Annotated in this window: 17 protein-coding genes and 1 pseudogene; 8 read left to right on the plus strand and 10 right to left on the minus strand. The window is 62.6% G+C overall.

Annotated elements, in window-relative coordinates; all coding sequences use genetic code 11:
- Together FFS45_RS30185 and FFS45_RS30190 are read right to left on the minus strand one after the other, a co-directional pair.
- On the minus strand, nt 1–2,034 hold a 2,034-nt coding region (locus FFS45_RS30185), incomplete at its 3' end, for a DEAD/DEAH box helicase (RefSeq protein ID WP_137958300.1).
- Nucleotides 2,031–3,791 carry a VRR-NUC domain-containing protein gene (locus FFS45_RS30190; RefSeq protein WP_137958301.1) on the minus strand — a complete coding sequence of 587 codons (1,761 nt, stop codon included), beginning with the start codon at nt 3,789–3,791 and terminating at the stop codon, nt 2,031–2,033. The genes FFS45_RS30185 and FFS45_RS30190, both read right to left, overlap by 4 nt.
- A gap of 185 nt (nt 3,792–3,976) precedes the next feature.
- Between FFS45_RS30190 and FFS45_RS30195 the strand changes: the two genes are divergently transcribed.
- The 5 genes from FFS45_RS30195 to FFS45_RS30215 all read left to right on the plus strand — a co-directional run bounded on the left by FFS45_RS30195 (nt 3,977) and on the right by FFS45_RS30215 (nt 7,997).
- Entirely contained in the window at nt 3,977–5,059 is a 1,083-nt protein-coding gene (locus tag FFS45_RS30195; protein ID WP_137958302.1) for a histidine kinase, read from the plus strand.
- Nucleotides 5,047–5,751 carry a response regulator gene (locus FFS45_RS30200; RefSeq protein ID WP_137958303.1) on the plus strand — a complete coding sequence of 235 codons (705 nt, stop codon included), beginning with the start codon at nt 5,047–5,049 and terminating at the stop codon, nt 5,749–5,751. Before FFS45_RS30195 ends, FFS45_RS30200 begins: the two co-directional genes overlap by 13 nt.
- A 109-nt stretch (nt 5,752–5,860) precedes the next feature.
- Nucleotides 5,861–6,772: a sterol desaturase family protein gene (locus FFS45_RS30205; protein WP_137958304.1), complete on the plus strand. Its 912-nt coding sequence runs from the start codon at nt 5,861–5,863 to the stop codon at nt 6,770–6,772.
- Between the two features lie 46 nt (nt 6,773–6,818).
- Nucleotides 6,819–7,403 carry a DinB family protein gene (locus FFS45_RS30210; protein WP_249362990.1) on the plus strand — a complete coding sequence of 195 codons (585 nt, stop codon included), beginning with the start codon at nt 6,819–6,821 and terminating at the stop codon, nt 7,401–7,403.
- Between the two features lie 39 nt (nt 7,404–7,442).
- Nucleotides 7,443–7,997 (plus strand): class I SAM-dependent methyltransferase, encoded by a 555-nt coding sequence (locus FFS45_RS30215; protein ID WP_137958305.1) that lies wholly within the window; start codon nt 7,443–7,445, stop codon nt 7,995–7,997.
- A gap of 52 nt (nt 7,998–8,049) precedes the next feature.
- On the opposite strand, the gene FFS45_RS30220 is transcribed toward FFS45_RS30215, so the two are convergent.
- From FFS45_RS30220 to FFS45_RS42515, 3 genes and pseudogenes are all read right to left on the minus strand, one after another.
- A complete protein-coding gene (locus tag FFS45_RS30220) occupies nt 8,050–9,150 on the minus strand; it encodes a beta-eliminating lyase-related protein (RefSeq protein ID WP_137958306.1) in 1,101 nt (366 codons plus the stop codon).
- A gap of 79 nt (nt 9,151–9,229) precedes the next feature.
- Nucleotides 9,230–9,670 carry a DUF1801 domain-containing protein gene (locus FFS45_RS30225; protein WP_137958307.1) on the minus strand — a complete coding sequence of 147 codons (441 nt, stop codon included), beginning with the start codon at nt 9,668–9,670 and terminating at the stop codon, nt 9,230–9,232.
- A 16-nt stretch (nt 9,671–9,686) separates the two neighbouring features.
- Nucleotides 9,687–9,837: pseudogene (locus FFS45_RS42515) on the minus strand (helix-turn-helix transcriptional regulator); the annotation flags it as partial.
- Between the two features lie 91 nt (nt 9,838–9,928).
- Here FFS45_RS42515 and FFS45_RS30235 point away from each other — a divergent pair.
- Nucleotides 9,929–10,357, plus strand: coding sequence for a MarR family transcriptional regulator (locus FFS45_RS30235; protein ID WP_137958308.1), 429 nt, complete (start codon nt 9,929–9,931; stop codon nt 10,355–10,357).
- Nucleotides 10,354–11,757 (plus strand): DHA2 family efflux MFS transporter permease subunit, encoded by a 1,404-nt coding sequence (locus FFS45_RS30240; RefSeq protein ID WP_137958309.1) that lies wholly within the window; start codon nt 10,354–10,356, stop codon nt 11,755–11,757. Before FFS45_RS30235 ends, FFS45_RS30240 begins: the two co-directional genes overlap by 4 nt.
- A gap of 82 nt (nt 11,758–11,839) precedes the next feature.
- Here FFS45_RS30240 and FFS45_RS30245 read toward each other — a convergent pair whose 3' ends face one another.
- The 4 genes from FFS45_RS30245 to manD are packed head-to-tail and all read right to left on the minus strand — an operon-like array spanning nt 11,840 to nt 16,297.
- Entirely contained in the window at nt 11,840–12,622 is a 783-nt protein-coding gene (locus FFS45_RS30245) for a GntR family transcriptional regulator (RefSeq protein ID WP_249362991.1), read from the minus strand.
- 33 nt (nt 12,623–12,655) lie between these two features.
- Entirely contained in the window at nt 12,656–13,954 is a 1,299-nt protein-coding gene (locus FFS45_RS30250) for an MFS transporter (protein WP_137958310.1), read from the minus strand.
- A gap of 51 nt (nt 13,955–14,005) precedes the next feature.
- Nucleotides 14,006–15,052, minus strand: a complete 1,047-nt coding sequence (locus FFS45_RS30255; RefSeq protein WP_137958355.1) for an L-idonate 5-dehydrogenase — start codon at nt 15,050–15,052, stop codon at nt 14,006–14,008.
- Nucleotides 15,053–15,088: 36 nt separating this feature from the next.
- Nucleotides 15,089–16,297: a D-mannonate dehydratase ManD gene (gene manD, locus FFS45_RS30260; RefSeq protein WP_137958311.1), complete on the minus strand. Its 1,209-nt coding sequence runs from the start codon at nt 16,295–16,297 to the stop codon at nt 15,089–15,091.
- Nucleotides 16,298–16,390: 93 nt separating this feature from the next.
- Between manD and FFS45_RS30265 the strand changes: the two genes are divergently transcribed.
- Nucleotides 16,391–17,863: a mannitol dehydrogenase family protein gene (locus tag FFS45_RS30265; RefSeq protein ID WP_137958312.1), complete on the plus strand. Its 1,473-nt coding sequence runs from the start codon at nt 16,391–16,393 to the stop codon at nt 17,861–17,863.
- Nucleotides 17,864–17,893: 30 nt separating this feature from the next.
- Here the strand turns inward: FFS45_RS30265 and FFS45_RS30270 are convergent, their stop codons facing one another.
- Nucleotides 17,894–18,934 carry a helix-turn-helix domain-containing protein gene (locus FFS45_RS30270; protein ID WP_137958313.1) on the minus strand — a complete coding sequence of 347 codons (1,041 nt, stop codon included), beginning with the start codon at nt 18,932–18,934 and terminating at the stop codon, nt 17,894–17,896.
- Nucleotides 18,935–18,947: the final 13 nt, after the last annotated feature.

Here is an 18,947-nt window from a genome sequence, read left to right on the forward strand (position 1 = left end):
CACCGCAAAACCCACCCCCTGGCCCGTCGATCTGAAGCGCGCCAGAAAGGCTTCCCGCGCAGCCTCGTCCATGCCCTGCTCCTGCGCCCACACCGGCAGATCGGGATGGCGTTCGCGCATCAGCGCCACGACGCGCTGCAGATAATCGAAACTGCTCAGGAAACCCAGGTAATTGCCGGGTTGCGTGGCGTACTGCCGCGCAATCAGATCGACGATTGGCGCAAGCGAGCGCTCGCGGTCGCGCCAGCGGGTCGACACATGACCGGCCACATGCACTTTCAGTTGCTCCGCGCGAAACGGCCCCTCTACGTCGAGCCAGCGGGTGTTTTCCGGCAGGCCGAGCGTGTCGCGATAGAAATGATGCGGGCTAAGCGTGCCCGAGAACATCACCGTGGTGCGCGCCGCTGCGTAGCGCGGCGCGAGGAATGGCGCGGGAATCACGTTGCGCACGCACAGGGTCGAAGCGGTTCTGGGACGCGCGCCAAGGCGCTCCGGCGCGAGCGTGGTGTCGAACACCGAGTGCTCACTCAGTTGCTCGGCGAGCGCGACGAAATGCATCGCGTCGAAATAGAAACGCAGTTGGGTCTCGTCGATCGACAGCGGCGCTTCGGTCATCTGCGCGGTCACCGCGCCAATCAGGTTTTGCGCCGCGCTCAGGAGGCCGGGCGGGATGTCCGGGTGCACCTGGTAGACGTCGGTCTGGGCGCGATTCAACGCGTTCCACTCGCGATTGAGCCGCTCGAGCGGCTTGCGCAACGCAGTGGGGGCGCTCTTGCGGGCCGCCCGGAATGCGGTTTGCTCCAGCGCGGCCGAGTACATGCGGCGTGCGCGGTCCAGCAGGTTATGCGCTTCGTCGACCAGCACGGCGACCCGCCACTGGTTCACTTGCGTGAGCGCATACAGCAGCGCGCTGCTGTCGTAGTAGTAGTTGTAATCGCCCACCACCACGTCGCTCCAGCGTGCGAGTTCCTGCGCGAGGTAGTACGGGCAGACGTCGTGCGCGAGCGCCGCTGCGCGGACTGCCGAGCGGTCCAGGCGGCGCCCCGCCAGTGCCGCGCTGCGGGCGGCGTCGAGGCGGTCGTAGAAGCCGCTTGCGAGTGGGCAGGAGTCGCCGTGGCAGGCCTTGTCGGGGTGTTCGCAGGCTTTGTCGCGGGCGACCAGTTCCAGTGTGCGCAATGGGAGAGGCGGCCTGGCGGAGGAATTCACGACGGCGTTGCCGGGGCTCGCGCTAGCAGCAACGTCTGCCTCGGCGGCTGCACCGGCACTGGCGTGCAGCGTCTCGATCGCATCCAGCGCCAGTGCGCGCCCCGGCGTTTTGGCGGTCAGGAAGAAGATCCGCTCCACCTGATCCCCGGCGCAGGCCTTCAGCAGCGGAAAAATCGTTGCGAGTGTCTTGCCGATACCGGTTGGCGCCTGCGCCATCAGGTTCTGCCCATCGCGCGCCGCACGATACACCGAAACCGCCAGCTCGCGCTGCCCGCTGCGGAACTGGCCGTGCGGAAAAGCCAGCACGCTCAACGCCGCGTTGCGCGCGCTGCGATGCGCTTCCTCCTGCATGGCCCAGCCGATAAACCGTTCGCACTGCTCGACAAAAAACGCCTCCAGCTCGGCCGCACTGTGCGATTGCGTCAGGACGGTTTCCTTCTGGCTGCCAATGTCGAAGTACACCAGCGCGACCTGCAATTCGCCCAGCCCGCGTGTCTGGCACAGCAGATGCCCATAGACGAGCGCCTGGGCCCAATGCAGCACACGGTGATTGTCCGGCATCGCGTCGAGATCGCCGCGATAGGTCTTGATCTCCTCGAGCCGGTTGAGCGTCGCATCGTAACCGTCGGCGCGGCCGCGCACGCTGAGGCTGCGGTGCGTGCCGCCCAGTGTGATCTCCGATTCGTAGCCGCGCCCCCGCCGCGAAGCCACGGTGGCGTGTCCAGCAATCCCTTCCGCCGCCGTGGGCGCGGGGGTAAAGCGCAGGTCGAGATCGCCGCGCCGCGCGGTGAACTCGCACATCGCCCGCACCGCCACCACGTAGCTCATGCCGCCGCTCCGACGCCGGCTGCGAGTGCATCGTCGGCCCAGCGCACGTCGAGCACCCGCACCGGCATGCCGTGCTGCACGCAGTATTCCAGCCAGCGGATCTGGTTGTCCTGCAGACGATCGCCCGGCCCCTTCACCTCGATCAGCTCGTAGCGCCGCTCGCCCGGCCAGAAGCGCACCAGATCGGGCAGGCCGGACCGGTTGCTGCGGATATCGCGCAGCAAGCGCTCGAACCACAGTTTCAGATGCGTGGCCGGCAGACAGTCGAGCGCCAGCCCGACCAGTTCGGCTGTCAGCACACCCCAGAACACAAACGGCGACTGCAGGCCGGCTTTGCGCTCCATGTGCCGCAGGATCGTCTCGCGATATGCGCCGGTGTCCAGTTGCGCAAGGCAGGCATCAAACTGCGCGGCACGGCGCAGATGAAAATCCGGCGCATGCAGATCGGCCGGGCCGCGCTGGAACGGATGGAAAAACGCGCCTGGAATCGCCGCAAAAACCGGCTCCCAGCACAGCAGGCCGAATAGCGAGTTGATCAGCGCATTCTCGACGTAATGGACCGGCGCCTCCGCGCTGCTCAGGTGATCACGCGCGGCATACTCGACGGTAAGCGGCGCACTGGGTCTTGCCAGCACCAGCGCGCTGCGCTCGATACGGCCTGCCGCGGCCGCCCTCGCCACCGGCTGGCCCAGACGGCGCTGCAAACGCGGCAGCATGCGCGCCACGCGCTGACGCTCCTCTTCGCTTTCCGGCGCTTCGGCCGCCTGTGCCGCCAGCGTCAAAGCCGCGTCGAAACGATCGCAGCGCTCCAGCACCCGGATGCGCCGATGGCGTGCTCCGGGCCAGACACAGCCGCTATAGACGGCAAGCGCCGCGTCCCACTGACGGTGACGCTCGCAGTGCTGGCCGACGAGAAACAGCAGCTTGGCGCGACGCGTTTCCAGCCACGGGTTGGCGGTTTCGACGGCGCCGATCTCGCCGAGCAACGGCTCGACAGAATCGCCCTGCGCGAGCGTTTCAAGCGTTTCGCGGCAGGCTTGCAAGGCGAGATAGCGGTCCACGTCCTCACGCTGCTGGAACGCCCGCGACGACGGCGCAAACGGCACCGTTTCGTACTGGAACACCCCCAGGTCCGCGAGGACGAACTCGGACCAGTCCTGATGCAGGTTACCGAAAAACATCAGCCGCAAACGCTCGCACAGCGGCGCAATCACGACGTGGAAAACCGGCTCGGTGGACTGCGGGTTCCAGGCGCCAAAGGGACGCGCTTCGCCATGCGTGGCCCGCAGCGCGTCGAGCAGATCCGACTTGCGGCTGCCTTTGCGCGCAGGGGCATCGGTGAACATCTGCTGTAGTTCGGGGCGGGTCGCGAGCGCGAACAGTTCGTCAAGGCTCAGGTACGGCGCGGGGTCGATCCAGCCGAGCGCGATCAGCGGCGCGGCGGCTTGCAACGGACAGCCGATCTCGTCATACGTCAGCCGGCTCGCTCTGAACAGCGTACCCTTGCGCATCAGCATGCGTACCAGTAACGCCCGGGACGCCTGCGGCAGGCCGCGGAATGCGTCGAGAAAGCGGCGTTCGTCCGGGCCGAGGATGTCGTCATAGCGCTCGGCAAGCCATGCCAGCGCGCGCTCGAAGTTCAGCAGGTAGTAGAGGGCGGCGGCCGGCGTCTCAGGTGCGCCGGCCGTGGCTGAAGGCGCGCCGGCCGCGGCAAAGGGAACCTCAGCAGGAGCGACGGAGGGCGCGTCAGGAAGCATCTGTCACCACGGGGCGATCATGGGTAGCTGTATGTTTATACAGTAATGATAGCAAAACCAGTGGGACCGGCGCGCCTTCGCGATTACCATGGTCGTCGCCTGGCGACGCCGAACCGTCTCCGGCGTGCGCCTGACATGCCGTGCCTCGCGCCCCTACCCCAGACCAGCTCGAATGACCCGGGTCAATGAACACTAGCTGCCTCGTCGATGAACCCAGACCGCCCAACCCGTGGCGGCGCCTCGTCTGGCCCTGGGCCGCGTTCTGGCTGCTCATGCTCGCCGTCGGGATACAGCAGTCCCTCTGGACAGGCGAGCTGCATGTCTGGCGGCCGCTCGTCGACTACGGCACGTCCGCGCTCGGCGCCACCCTGCTCCTTGCCGTGCAGATGAAGCGCACCGCGCGGCTCGATCGCTTCCTGAACCATCCGCTGCAATGGTTTCTGCGCGCCTGCGCATGGATGCCGCTGCAAATGATCGCCTACCTCAGCGCGATGTTTGCGATGCGCATTGGCATCTACGCGCTGGGTGGCTTACGGTACAAGCATGGACCGTGGCACGAAGTCCTGGTCTACGAAGCGACGACTTTCACCCTGTACTACACGTTGTTCAGCGGCATTCATTTCGGCGTGCGCTCGTACCTCGCATGGGCGACCGAACGCCTGCGCACGGAACAGCAGGCCACCCTCGCTCGCGAAGCCCAGCTTGCGCAGCTGACCCAGCAACTCCAGCCTCATTTTCTGTTCAACGCGCTAAACACCATCTCAGCCCTGATGCACAGCAATCCCGACGCCGCCGACAGGGTGCTCACCCGCCTCGCGACCCTGTTGCGCGCGGCCACTGACGCGAGCCGGCGCCCCGAACAATCATTGGCCGAGGAGCTGACCTTGCTGCGCGCCTATGCGGACATCATGGTGCAACGCTTCGCCGACCGCGTGCAGATTTCGTGGCAGGTGGACGACGCGGCGCAGAACTGCCGCGTACCCACGCTCGGCCTGCAGCCGCTGCTGGAAAACTGCTTTCACCACGTGGTCGAGCGGCGCAATGCATTCACGCACATCGTGATACGGACGCAACTGAGCGCCGGCATGCTGCATGTCGAGATAGAAGACGACGGCGATTTGCAGCAGCTCCCCGCCACACGCGGAGTCGGTCTCGGCAATCTCGTGGACCGCCTGCAGTCGCTGTACGGAACGCGGGCGAGTCTCGAACTGAAGCTGCGGCCAGGCGGTGGCCTGATCGCGGAAGTGAGGTTGCCGTGCGCGCGCTGATTGTCGATGATGAAGCGCTCGCGCGCAGCAAGCTGCTGCGCATGCTTCGCGCGTTTGCCGATGTCGACGTGGTCGGCGAAGCCTCCGACGGCGCGGCGGCTCTCGCGCTGACGATGCAGTTGCGGCCCGACGTGATCTTTCTCGACGTACAGATGCCCGGGGTGGACGGTTTCGACGTCGCCGCGTCGTTACCGGACGACGCTCCGGCGCTGGTCTTCGTGACCGCCTTCGACCAGTACGCATTGCGGGCATTCGACACCCATGCCACCGACTATCTGCTGAAGCCTGTCGAACCGGAGCGACTCGAGCGTGCTGTGCAGCGGCTGCGCGATTCGGTGCGTGGCGCGACACGCCCGCGGATTGGTGCGCCAACCCAGTTGATGATCGCCGATCGCGGGCAAACCCATGTCGTGCGCTGTGCCGACATCGAATGGCTGGAGGCCGCCGGCAACTATGTCACGCTCCATCTGCCCGGGCGAACCCTGCTGATCCGCCGCACACTCGCTTCGCTGCTTGACGATCTCGACACCCTGTTTGTCCGCACGCACCGCGGCGCGGCCGTCGCGCTCACCGCCGTCGCCACCGTGCGGCCACGCAGCAAAGGCGATGCCGTCGTGACGCTGCATAGCGGCGCCGAGGTGCCGTGCAGCCGGCAGCATCGCGAGGCGCTTATGCAGCGCCTCTTGCAATAACGCCAATCGCCCGGTTCGTCACACGCAAGACCCGACTCGTCCCAAGTCAATTGCCAGGTAACTAGCCTCGAACTACGCTGAACAACATCATCCTGTCGAAGCTCCGATCATGGCCACCTTGCTCATCCTGCTCAAATACGCTGTGTACATCGTTCTCGCGTCCTCGATGGCCGAGGCGCTCGTGCTGTCGGTGCGGCACGGTTGGCGCGGCTATGACTGGCGCGCCACCTCCGTGTCGGTGATCGATTTCCTGGTTCGCGAGTATCCGTTGCAGTGGTTGCTGCCGCTGGCGTTCTGGGGCCATGCGATGGACTGGTTCTGGCAGCACCGGCTCTGGACCTTGCCGATGAACCATTGGAGCGGCTGGCTCGGCTGCTTCCTCGGCCAGGAGTTCTGCTATTACTGGTTTCACCGCGCGGCGCACCGGACGCGCTGGTTCTGGTGCAACCACTCGGTCCATCATTCGCCCAACCAGCTCAACCTCTCTGCCGCGTATCGCTTCGGCTGGTTGGGGCGGCTGACGGGATCCACGGCGTTTTTCGTACTCGCACCGCTGTTCGGCATGCCGCCAAAGATCGTACTCCTGATGCTTTCGCTGAACCTGCTCTATCAGTTCTTGCTGCATGCAACATGGATTCCGCGCCTGGGCCCGCTGGAGTGGATTCTGAACACGCCTTCCGCGCACCGGGTGCATCACGCGTCTAACCTCGAGTACCTGGATGGAAACTATGGCGGCGTGCTGATCGTGTTCGACCGTTTGTTCAATACGTATATTGCCGAAAAGCCTGGCATACCGTGCCGCTTTGGACTCGTTACGCCGATGACGACCTATAACCTGCTAACGGTCGAGTTCAATCAATGGCGCGCATTGTGGCGCGATCTGCTCGAGGCGCGGTCCATACGTGAAGTGTGCGGCTATCTCTTCATGCCGCCCGGGTGGCGCCCGGATGGCAAGGGGGAGACCACCGCGGATCTCAGACGCCGCATGACTACGCAGTCTTTAGGTGCGCGGCAACCCTAGGAGAATCCGCAAACGCAAGTAGACATACGAGGCCCGCGCGGAAATAATGTGGCACCAACCCCACATCTATTATTCCGGCGAGGAGATCGACACGATGGGTGCACGCGAACTGCTGCTCAAGATGTTCCGTTATCAGGCCTGGGCTAACGTCGAACTCCTCGACGCAATTGATAGCCTGAGCGCCGAGCATCATTCGGCGGAACGGCATCTTGCCATCCGGCTGATGAATCATTGCCTGGTGGTGAACCGGATATTCGCAGCGCATCTTTTGGTCGAAACACATCACTTCGAGTCGGACAATACGCCCCACACACCCGATCTCGCGGAACTGCGTGCCGGCCACGCGGCTACCGATCAGTGGTACCTCGACTACGTGGGGACGGTTACGCCCGCGATACTGTCCGAATCGGTAGCCTTTGCCTTCACTGATGGCGACAAGGGATACATGACGCGCGACGAGATGCTGACCCACGTCGTCACGCACGGTGGTTATCACCGTGGCGAGGCAGGACGGATTCTGGTCCAGGTTGCCAACGGTTCGGAACAGGCCGTTAAACTGCCTTGGGACACCTACGCCGTGCATCTCCACAGGACGGAGCCCGAGCGCCGGCTGCAAGGGCAGGCGAATTGACGGCGTTTCAACGGGAAAATAACAAACCGGCAGTCCGCCATGTCAGATATCGTATCGTTTCTCGTGATGTTCGCCGTCGTAGTCGGCTGCCTTTCGCTTGTTGTCGTTCAGCTACTCACCGGCGTCCCCTCCCTCTCCTCGAGCGCTGCTGAAGCCGCTGACGCAATCGCGCTATTGAAAGAAGCGAACCTTCCGCAACGGGCGATCATCTATGAACTCGGCAGCGGCTGGGGTGCGCTTGTGATCGCGTTGGCGCGCGCGTTCCCGGATGCCCAGGTGCGTGGGATCGAAATGTCGCCGCTACCCTACTGGATTGCCCGGCTACGGACTCGCAAGATGTCCAATGTGTCGCTGGTCTGGGGAAACTTCAACAAGTGCGACTTAGCGGACGCCGATGCGGTGACCTGCTATTTGATGCGCAGTCCTATGGTCAAACTGGCGGAGCTTTTCGACGGCATGTTAAAGCCTGGCACGAGTGTCGTCTCGGTGATGTTCTGGTTTCGCGGTCGCCAGGTCACGGCCACCCGGCAAGGACGCGTGCGGGGAAGCGTTGCGTTGTATAAATGGCCGGCGCTTGAGCGCAAAGCGCTCTAGCGAACCGCTGAGAGGCACGCATGCATGCATTACGTGCGCAGTGATGGCGGCGTCAGGACCGGCGCGCTTCGGCCATCAGCCGCTTGAACATCGGCAAGACCTGCTCGTCCGCCATGGCAAGCAGGCCGTCGCCGACGTAAATCTCAGCCAGACTCCAGCCCGGCACGCCCGACTCCCTGGCTCCGTTGAATAACCAGTACCCTTGCGTCGAAGCGATCGCATCGCGCCGATCGTTCAGTTCGTCGACGCCTGTCTCGAACAGGACGTGGAGCATATTGACTTGCGGAATACGCGGCAGCGTCCTGATCCCGTCAATCGCGTTCAGCCCTTCGGCAAAGCTTATGGTCCTCGCATAGAGAGGTTCCATCATGGCAATCCGTGCATCGAAATTCATTGCCGCGGAAACCAGCATCGGGCTTTGACTAATGAGTCTGCCGCCCATGCGCTGGCGCCAGAGTCTGGCTGCCGCAATGAAGTCTTCGCTGCCCGCGAGAACCGCACCCGCGATGCCGCCGATTCCCTTGTAAAGCGACACGTAGACCGAGTCGAATCCATCGGCTATTTCAGCGTATGAACGGCCGTAAAAAGCCCGGCACTCCCAAAGCCTGGCGCCGTCCATATGCAGCGGTATCCCGCGTTCACGAGAGGCCGACTTCAGGGATTCAAGCTCTTCCCATGACGGCAGGCGTCCACCGATCTCGCGCATCGGCAATTCGACGATCAGACATCCCAACGACTCAGCAAGGTTTGCAATATCGTCCGCCACAATAGGCCTGAAAGGCTGGCCGATTTTTACCCCCTGCAATCGGAAGAGCGCCTGATAGGCCTGCTCCTCGTGATTTTCCAGGTGCGAGGTGACATGCAGACCGATGCGCGCTGCGCGTTGCCGCTCGGTCCAGATTCGTACCGCGACGAGTTGGGCCATGGTTCCGCTTGGCACGAATACCGCAGCCGGCTTGCCGAGCAAGGCCGCGATCTTCTGCTCAAAATGCTCGATAAGATCGCCCTCGCCATAGCGATCGTAATCGACATGATTCGCTTCACACCAATCCGCCATTTGCCGAAATAGCGTTGCGGGCCTCGGCTCGATAAACCCGGACACCTGGTGCGGGCACTTGCGGCGTAAAAGCTTGCGATCTTGGGCGGATAACATGTTTGGCGGCGGCAGAGTCCGGTGTGGGAGTCAAATCTTAATCTATTTAGTGCCGCGCACTTCGGAGGCGGCAGCTTCATCAGGCCTCTTTGCCCTTCACTTTCGCCTTCACTTTCGCTTTCGCTTTCGCTTGCAGCCCCGCAGGCGCGTTCTTCTTCAATTTGCTCTGGTTGTATTCGATAGCAGCAAGGACGAGTTTTTTCAGGGCGCGCTCGTTAACCGCATCGCCCTCGAAGAAATCGATCGCTCGTCTTGCGTTGCCTTCCAGGCCCGCGTTAAAGAGCTTGTCGGGATCGGCGAGACCCGCCCCATGGGCAAAGGTCAGCTTCACCTTTCCCTTGTGGGCGTTAGCAACCGCGATCATTCCATCGCGGGACCACACAGGGCTTCCCATCCACTTCCATTCCTCGATGATCTCCCGGTCGGCGCCGAGGATAATCTTGCGGATACTGGCGAACGTCTTGCCGCGCCAGTCGGTGATTCCCGCTATCAGTTGATCGATCTGTTCCGATGCATCCATTGGCTCCCCCGCTTTGAATCAGGCCGGCCTGCTTCAGCAGCGCGAGATGCCCGAACACCGCCAGCTGTGAAATGCCGGCTTGGGCTGTCAGCGCCGCGAACGTTTGCCCTCCTTCGCGGCATACGCTCGAAGATAGCTCGCCGGGATGCATTACAGCTTACATTAATTCGCCAGCCAAAACTTAGAAGTTTACCTTGCAAGTTTATCTGTCTACCTTCATCATGAACGCAGACTCAAGCCAACCGTATTTGAACCACCATGCCCGTCACGCCCCTCGATCAAGCCGTTATCGATTTCATGCAGTCGCTGGGCCTGCTGATCCGGCGCACCCGCAGCGAATCCTATGCGGGAGAGTTGTCCATGACCGAAGCGGTCGTCATGTCGCGGCTGGCTAACGACGGCCCCGCCACTATCGCGGCACTGGCGCGAGCCGAAGGAATGCGGCCGCAATCAATGGGAACGACGATTGCGTCGCTCGAGGAGCTGGACATCGTCAAGCGCACGCCGCACCCTAGCGACGGCCGCCAACTGCTGATCGAGCTGACGCCAAAGGGTGTTCAGTTGCGCAAGAAGAACCGCGAGGCGAAGCAGATGTGGCTCTCGAAAGCGATCTCGGAGCTCGGCGCAGAGGAACGCGACACCTTGCTCAAGGCCGGTGAAATCATGAAGCGGCTGGCCGAAAAATGAGCGAGGCCAGTACGAGCGCCAGCGCGCCTCGCGGCATCGGTTCGTCGGTGTGGAAGGTGGCGGTTGTCGCCGTGATCGGGCCGTTTATGACACAGCTCGATTCGACCGTGGTCAACGTTTCGCTATCCACCATCAGCCACACGCTTGACGCCTCGATTGCCACTGCGCAGTGGGTCGTCAGCGGCTATCTGCTGGCCATGGCGCTGATGCTGCCGCTCAACGGCTGGTTCGTGGATCGCATCGGCGCGAAGCGGCTCTACCTTATCTGCTTCTCGACCTTTACGCTCGCCTCGATTCTATGCGGCGCGTCCCGAACCATGGGCGAGCTGATCGCTGCCCGCGTATTCCAGGGTCTCGTAGGCGGCGTGCTGGCGCCCATGACGCAGATGATGATTGCGCGCGTGGCCGGAAAAAACATGGCGCGCGTGATGGGCTACACCGCCCTGCCCATTCTGCTTGCGCCCATTCTGGGCCCCGTACTGGCCGGAACGATCCTCGCGCGGGCTGCATGGTCGTGGCTGTTTTATCTCAACGTCCCGATCGGCATTCTCGGTGTCGTACTGGCTGTGCTGCTGCTTCCGCGCGACACCATGTCTTTACAGAAACGCCCGTTCGACTTCCCCGGTTTCGTGTTGATATCGCCGGGCCTCGTTGCTTTCATCTATGGGCTGCAAAACGCGTCGCATACCGAGGGGCAATGGGTTCTGCTAGCCGGCGTCGTGTTTCTTGCGGGATTCCTCGCACACGCAGTGCGCAAAGGCAGTTCGGCACTGATCGATGTAACGATTTTTACGCAACGGACTTTCTCGGTCGCAGCGACCACGCAATTCTTCGCCAACGGCCTGTTGTTTGGCCGGCAACTTGTCGTGCCGCTGTACCTGATAGGAGGGTGTGGGTTGAGCGCCGCGCACGCGGGTTGGCTCATCGCGTCGACGGGTATTGGCATGATGTGCCTGTTTCCGTTGCTGGGATTTCTGACCGACAGATATGGTTGCCGCGCGGTCTCGGCAGGAGGCGCGCTGCTCGCTTTCCTCAGCACGCTCCCGTTCCTATGGATGATAGGACATCAATTCTCAGCGACATGGGCTGTGATAAGTCTGTTCCTGGCCGGAGCGGGCCAGGGAACGATCACCATACCGTCGATTTCGGCAGCGTATTCGTCAATACCCAAAGCGCGGCTTGCCGTGGCGAACACCGCGTTGAACATTGCACAACGGGTCGGCGGTCCGATTTCGACTACCCTGCTCGCGGCAGTCATCTCGCTGACCGTCCGCGATCATACGGGCGCTCAGCCGCAGGAATTTCTGATGACCTTTGTTGCGCTGTCCTGTCTGCATCTGCTGGCGTTCGCAGCGGCAACAATGCTGCCGGTGCGGATACATCGCTCATCCGAAGCATGAGGTACCCCGGCTAGTGCAACGGGCGGGGATAGCCGGACGCTGCCTGCCCCGACCACCTGACTCTCCAGGCGGGCGCCGCATCTCACAGCGTCAGGGCGACCAGCTCCGGCTCATCCGGTTCGAACCAGTCGGGATTTCGCTCGGCGACCGGCCCGAGAGACACCAGAATCTCGCGAAGGTGGGCACGCATCGCCTCTTCGGCGGCTTCGGGATCGTGCGCTTTCAACGCGTTGACGATGTGCACGTGCTGCCTGATGAGCAGATCCAGCGGTGATACTTCATGCAGGCTCAGGTAGCGCACCCGGTCCATCTGCGCCTTGATGTCCTGAATGGTGTCCCACGCTGCCACACAGTCGATCGACTGCGCGATCAGGAAATGGAACTGCTCATCGCAGGCGAGAAACGCGGCGGTGTTGTTGGCCTTCGAAGCGGCCTTCTGTTCACGCAGATTAGCGGCGAGCCCCGCTAGCTGTTCATCTGTGATCGCCACTGCAGCCTTACGCACCACAGCCGCTTCGATCGCCTCGCGAATGAAGCGGCCTTCACGCACCTTGCGCGGCGAAATCCGCTTAACGAAAGTGCCCCGTTGCGGCAGCACCTGAAGCACACCGGCCTCGACCAGCTTGATGAATGCCTCGCGCACCGGTTGCCGGGACACCTGAAACATTTCCGACACTTCCTTTTCCGATAGTGGCGTGCCGGGTGCGAGCAAGCCGGTAAAAATCGCCTCGCGCAGCGAGCGGAAAATCTGCTTCCCGATTGGCTCGTGCGATTCCAGAGACAGGCCCGCTACCGCGTCGGGAAGCGATGTTTTGGGCGCCCCACTGTCGCGCCCACGGCGCGCGGACAAGCTGGCATTTTTCATACGTAAATGTGACAGTAAGCGGATGTCACAACGCTACCATACTAGTTTACGTTCCGCTGCGTCTTTTTGTGCTCTCGGCTCGCGAACCCAGATCAGCGCGCACATTGCCCCCAGCACGGCAATCGCCCCCGCCAGAATGAACGCGCTGCCGTAAGCGCCGTGCGTGGCCTGCACGATGAAGCCTGTCACCGCCGGCCCGATCACGCCCGCAAGATTGGCGAGCAGGTGCACGAAGCCGCCCACACCGCCCACGTTCTCGCGCCGCACGGTGTCCTGGATCACGGCCCAATAGACGGAACCCGTGGCGTACAGGAAGAAGATCGACACCGACATCAGCGCGACCGCCCCTTCCATGCTCTGCACACGTCCGGCGAATGCCACGCAGACCGCCGCAATACCCAGGCACAACGAAAGCACGATTCTTCGCGACAGCAGCGGCTTGCCGGTCGCGCGCAGGATCAGATCGGTGATGAAACCACCCGCCGCGAGTCCGATGCTGCCGAGCACCCACGGAATCACCGTGGCAATGCTCATGTCGTGCAACGACATATGATGAGCTTCGGTCAGGTAAGTCGGAAACCACGACAGGAAGAAAAACAGCACGTAGTTGTATGCGAAGAACGCGCACGCCGTAGCGAGGATAATCGGCTGCCTGAGATAGAAACCCAGACTCGCCTGCTTTCCCGCGGGCGTATGCTCCATTGACGCAGCCTGCTGCTGGCCCGCGACGATCAGTTCGAGTTCAGCCGCCTTCACGCGGCGATTCTGCTGCGGGTGTTCGGTTGTGGTGAGCGTCCATAGCACGAGCCACGCGAGTCCGAGCAGCATGATCGCGACAAACGCCCAGCGCCAGCCGAAGCGGATCGCCATATAGCCGACAACCGGCCCTGCGACTGCCCCGCCAAGCGGCGTGCCCGAACTGATGACACCGATCGCACTCGCTACCTCGCGGCGCGGAAACCAGTTGTTGACCATCTTGCTGTTGGATGAACTGAACGGGCCTTCGCCCATTCCGAACAGCACGCGCAGCACGATCAGCGACACAAGGCCGCTCGCGAGCGCGGTCGCGCCGCAGAAGATCGACCAGATGCCCATCGCCGCGCCGAACACGCGTTTCGCGCCGAACCTGTCCGAAGCCACGCCGCCGACGAAGTTGAACAGCGCATAGCCGAGAAAGAAGCTGCTGAACACGATGCCCAGTTGTGCATGCGAGAAGTTCAGGTCTTTCTGGATCAGTGGTGCGGCGATCGAAAGCGCCGCACGGTCCAGATAATTGACGACGCCTGCCAGAAACAGCAGGCCGACGACGAACCATCGCTGGCTCTTGATCATGACATGTCTCCGGTGCCGCCTCTTGTTTTGTTGGGCGGTTCGAGTTTCGAGTTAGTCGAACTGCAAGTGCACCTTCATTGACTGGTTGCGGTCGTGCGCCACATCGAACGCGTGGTTTGCTTCGGCCAGCGGGAATGCGTGGGTCATCAGCGGGCGAAGATCGATCTTGTGCGCACCGAGTTCTTCGGCCGCCACCGCGTATTCATGGGTAAAGCGGAATGAGCCCTGATAGCGCAGCTCCTTCGACATCACAAGATTCGCGGCCACGGGCGACTGCCCCGCCGGCAGATTGCCGACCTGGATCACCGTGCCGCCTGCGCGCGCCGCCCGCAACGCGGTATCGAGTCCGGCGGGACTGCCCGATGCTTCCAGCACGACATCGAACGTCCCGCGCTGCTGCGACCATTGGTCGATACGCGCCTGATCGTCGGCGAGCACGGTTTCGTCGGCGCCGAGCGTCGCCGCCATCTGCAGCGCCTTGCCGGCGAGATCGACCGCGACGATGCGGTGCGCACCCGCACGCCTCGCCACCGCCAGCAGAATGCAGCCGATTGGCCCACAACCGACCAGCAGCACTTTCGCGCCGACCAGCGAGCCGGCCAGGCGTAGCGCATGCAACGCGACGGCGAGCGGCTCGGCCATCGACGCCTGCGCGAAGTCGAGGTTGTCGGGCACCGGCACGCACTGACGCGCATCCACCGCGATGAACTGCCGGAACATGCCCTGCATGTGCGGAAACGTCGAGGCACTGCCCATGAAGCGCATATTCAGGCAATGATTCGGCATACCCTGCACGCAATAGCGGCAGGTGCCGCAGTTGAGCCCAGGATTGACCGCGACACGCTGCCCGACGCTCAGGCCGCTCAGGCCGCTCACGCCCTCACCCAGCGCGGCAATTTCACCCGCGACCTCATGCCCAAGCACGAACGGTTCGCGCACAGCGAAGTCGCCGCTCTTGCCCTTGAAGTAGTACGACAGATCGGAGCCGCAGATGCCGCCCGCTCGCACGCGAATCTGCACCTGGCCTGGCTGCGGTTGAGGGGCATCGAGTTCATCGATGACGAGTTTTCTGGGTTCGTGCAGAACGGCTGCCAGCATCATGCTGCTCCTTTGCGTCTTTATTTTCGTCTCAGGTCACCAGTTCCACAGCGTGCCGTCTTCGAGACGCGCGACCGGCAAATAGGCGGGATCGTAGGGGTACTTCGCGGCCAGTGTCTCGTCGATATCGACGCCGTGCCCCGGCGCTTCGCCCGGATGCATCATGCCGCGCTCGAATGTCCACGCATGCGGGAACACATCGAGCGCCTCCTGCGGAAAACCCATGTATTCCTGCACGCCGAAATTCGGCACCCACAGATCGAAATGCAACGCTGCGCCCATGCACACCGGCGACAGATCCGACGGCCCATGACAGCCGGTACGCACCTGATAAAGCGAAGCGAAGTCGGCGATGCGCTTCAAGTGCGTGATACCGCCGGCGTGGGTGAGCGTCGCGCGAATGTAATCGATCAACTGCTCTTCGATCAGTTGCTTGCAGTCCCAGATGCTGTTGAACACCTCCCCCACCGCGATAGGCGTCACCGTGTGTTCGCGGATCAGGCGGAAGCCGGCCTGATTTTCGGCGGGTGTCGGGTCTTCCATCCAGAAGAGCCGGTATGGCTCGACCGATTTCCCAAGCCGCGCCGCCTCGATGGGTGTGAGGCGGTGATGAACGTCATGCAGCAGATGCGATTCGAAGCCGAACTTCTCGCGCACGGCTTCGAAGAGCTTGGGCACGAAGTCGAGGTATTTTTCGCTCGACCAGCTTTGCTCTTCCACGCCGCCCTTGGTCGCCGGTTCGTACATGCCGCTGCCCTTCGCCACACCGTACACGGAGCGCATGTTCGGCACGCCACACTGGATGCGGATTGCCTTGTAGCCCGCTTCGATATGCTCGCCGTAGCGGTCCAGCGCTTCGGGAATGTCGCGGCCCGTTGCGTGTCCGTAGACCATCACGCCTTCCCGGGACGCGCCGCCCAGCAACCGGTACAGCGGCAGGTTCGCCACCTTGCCGAGAATGTCCCAGAGCGCCATGTCGACGGCGGCGATCGCCGTCATCGTGACCGGGCCACGGCGCCAGTAAGCGCCCTTATACAGAAACTGCCAGATATCTTCTATACGGCCTGGATCGCGCCCCACCAGCAACGGGCAGACGTGGTCTTTCAGATACGAGGCCACGGCCAGCTCACGGCCGTTTAGCGTAGCATCGCCAATGCCATGGACTCCCTCATCCGTCACCACTTTCAGCGTAACGAAATTGCGCCCCGGACACGTCACAATCACGTCGGCGCGAACGATTTTCATGGGGATTTCCTTGAGTGGCATGCGTTGAAACCGATGCTACCATACAAGTATATTAAAACGTCAACCGCGGGTTTTCCCGCTTCGGATCTCAGGATGAACGCCAGATCGACCCTTTGCCGCCGCGCCCTGACCTCATTGACCGGTCACCTGCTTGCGCCCACCTGGCGCGATCCTGACATGGGTATCGTGCATCTCGGGATCGGTAATTTTCATCGCGCCCATGAGGCCGTTTATACGGAAGAGGCGATGCTGGCGGCGGGCGGCGACTGGGGCATCTGCGGTGTGACGCTGCAGGGCGACGTCAGCAAGCGCGACGCGTTGATGGCGCAGGACGGGCTTTACAGCGTAGTCGAGCGTGGCCCCGAGGGCGTGCGTGTGACGGTGATTCGCGCGCTGAAGGAAGTGCTGGCCATGCCGCACGACCGCACACGCCTTTTCGAACTGCTTGCGGATCCGAAGGTACGCATCGTCTCTCTGACCGTGACCGAAAAGGGCTACTGCCGGGACGCGCGCACCGGCGAGGTTGATCTGGGCCTCGAAGGCATCCAGCACGATCTGGCACATCCCGATGCGCCGTCGAGCGTTCCCGGCATCCTGTGCGCCGCGCTGAGGCAGCGTCGCGACGCCGGAACGGCGCCGTTCACCGTGCTCTCCTGCGATAACCTCTCGCACAACGGCGCAGCGCTGAAGAAGGTCGTTATTTCGTTCGCGCATGCAGTCGACGCCGGACTCGCCGGGTGGATCGGCACTCATGTGGCGTTTCCGTCCACGATGGTGGATCGCATCGTGCCTTCCACCACTGACGCCGATCGCGATGCCGCCCGTCACGCCCTAGGACTGGACGATGTCACGCCCGTCCCCTGCGAGCCATTCCGCCAATGGGTTATCGAAGACCGTTTTCCGGGCGGACGTCCCGCGTGGGAGCGCGCAGGCGCGCAGCTCGTCGACGATGTCATGCCGTTCGAGCTCGCCAAGCTGCGCATGCTTAACGGCACGCATTCGACGCTCGCCTATCTTTCGATGCTAGCGGGCTTTTCCACCATTGATGAGGCCATCGCGCACCCGCCGCTGCGCGCCTTGATACACGTCATGATGACGCACGAGATTGCACCCACGCTTCACGTGCCGCCTTCGTTCGACGTGCTCGCTTATCGCGACGGGCTGCTCGCGCGCTACGCCAACGCCGCGCTCAAGCATCGCACGGCGCAGATCGCCATGGATGGCAGCCAGAAGATCCCACCGCGTCTGCTTGCGACGATTGAAGCCCGCCTCGACGCCGGCGAATCGATTGGACGACTCGCATTTGCAGTTGCCGCATGGCTCGTCTTCCTGCGCGGCCATGCCGACGACGGCGCCCGCTATGAAATCAGCGATCCGCTCGCAGCGCGTCTCACGGCCAATTATCCGAGGGAGCCGGAACGACTGGTCGAGACGATGCTCGCCATCGAGGAGGTGTTTCCGCCCACGCTTGCACGTCGCGAGACTTTCCGGCGAGCGTTGCTGGACGCCGTTACGCTGCTGCAATCCGGCGCGCGGCGAGCCATCGAAATCGTGCAGCAAGGCTGACGCGCGGTTTCCGGCGGGCTGACGAAGCAGTCAGTAGACCGCCTCACGCAGGGACTCCGAAGGCCGCTTGCCGAATAGCTTGCGATAATCCATGGCGAACTGGCTCAAATGCCAAAAGCCCCAATCGGAAGCGACATCCTGCACCGTTCTGGCCAGCCGGGGCTGCGGTGCACTCAGGTCGCGCCGCACGCCATTGAGCCGGATCGCCCGCAGATATGACATGGGCGTCATGCCCAAGGTCTCCTTGAAACAGTATTGCAAGGTGCGTCGGCTCACATGAAACTGGCGGCACAATTCAGGCACCGCAACCGGACGGTTACGGTTGGCAAGAATATACTCACGCGCCTGCATGACGATCCAGTAGCGGTCCGATTTCGAGCGGTATTCAGGCAGATCGTCGGTACGCCACGAACCCGCCAGATCGAACAGCATGGCAAGCACGCATGACTGCACGTTGCCGCTTGCAACCGCGGAAAGTGGCTGCGCACCGGCTTGCGCGGTCTGCAAAAAGACCGATAACGTTTCGCACAAACCAGTCTTGCGCCGAGCGCCGACGTGCAGGATCTGTCGGCTCAGCATCTCGTCAGAAAAATCGATCCGCTCGACCTCGCGGGCATACGTGCGCAATTCGGCTTCGTCGATCACCACACCGAGGATCCCGTATCCGCCCGCTGTCACCAGCTCGAATTCGTCGTGCCCCCGCATCACCGCGAGCGCGTCGTCCGTAATCAGATGGCCGTCGATCAGGCCCGATCCTTCATTTCGCAATGGAATGCCGAACCAGTAGGCATCCATGCCAATCTCGCAGGTTTGCCGCAACGCATGACTGGTGGTTTCACAAAATACCGTGAGGTCCTGCAGGCATAACTCGCTCACGCTGCCGGAGAACGTACCGGGTGTCAGTTGATCGTAGGTCTGCCGCCAGCCGGAAAGATTTCTGGCCTGCTCGTCGGCATCGCTGGCGATCCGCGTACTGACGCAAAAGCCAGTTGAGCGCTCCGGCGCCGTGGCGTCCGCAATCGGCAACCCATCGGCTCCTTCAGGCTCTGGCTCAGCAGAAAATAAACTCATATGCGTATCTTCC

This window comes from Burkholderia sp. 4M9327F10 (genome assembly GCF_005503145.1).
Taxonomy (GTDB): domain Bacteria; phylum Pseudomonadota; class Gammaproteobacteria; order Burkholderiales; family Burkholderiaceae; genus Paraburkholderia.

Coding starts and splice junctions, on each gene's coding strand:
- FFS45_RS30250 (WP_137958310.1), bottom strand. CDS start 13,954: ATGATCAAGAGCCAGCGATGGTTCGTCGTCGGCCTGCTGTTTCTGGCA.
- FFS45_RS30245 (WP_249362991.1), bottom strand. CDS start 12,622: ATGAAAAATGCCAGCTTGTCCGCGCGCCGTGGGCGCGACAGTGGGGCG.
- manD (WP_137958311.1), bottom strand. CDS start 16,297: ATGAAAATCGTTCGCGCCGACGTGATTGTGACGTGTCCGGGGCGCAAT.
- FFS45_RS30265 (WP_137958312.1), top strand. CDS start 16,391: ATGAACGCCAGATCGACCCTTTGCCGCCGCGCCCTGACCTCATTGACC.
- FFS45_RS30195 (WP_137958302.1), top strand. CDS start 3,977: ATGAACACTAGCTGCCTCGTCGATGAACCCAGACCGCCCAACCCGTGG.
- FFS45_RS30205 (WP_137958304.1), top strand. CDS start 5,861: ATGGCCACCTTGCTCATCCTGCTCAAATACGCTGTGTACATCGTTCTC.
- FFS45_RS30240 (WP_137958309.1), top strand. CDS start 10,354: ATGAGCGAGGCCAGTACGAGCGCCAGCGCGCCTCGCGGCATCGGTTCG.
- FFS45_RS30225 (WP_137958307.1), bottom strand. CDS start 9,670: ATGGATGCATCGGAACAGATCGATCAACTGATAGCGGGAATCACCGAC.
- FFS45_RS30215 (WP_137958305.1), top strand. CDS start 7,443: ATGTCAGATATCGTATCGTTTCTCGTGATGTTCGCCGTCGTAGTCGGC.
- FFS45_RS30220 (WP_137958306.1), bottom strand. CDS start 9,150: ATGTTATCCGCCCAAGATCGCAAGCTTTTACGCCGCAAGTGCCCGCAC.
- FFS45_RS30270 (WP_137958313.1), bottom strand. CDS start 18,934: ATGAGTTTATTTTCTGCTGAGCCAGAGCCTGAAGGAGCCGATGGGTTG.
- FFS45_RS30210 (WP_249362990.1), top strand. CDS start 6,819: ATGTGGCACCAACCCCACATCTATTATTCCGGCGAGGAGATCGACACG.
- FFS45_RS30255 (WP_137958355.1), bottom strand. CDS start 15,052: ATGCTGGCAGCCGTTCTGCACGAACCCAGAAAACTCGTCATCGATGAA.
- FFS45_RS30190 (WP_137958301.1), bottom strand. CDS start 3,791: ATGCTTCCTGACGCGCCCTCCGTCGCTCCTGCTGAGGTTCCCTTTGCC.
- FFS45_RS30235 (WP_137958308.1), top strand. CDS start 9,929: ATGCCCGTCACGCCCCTCGATCAAGCCGTTATCGATTTCATGCAGTCG.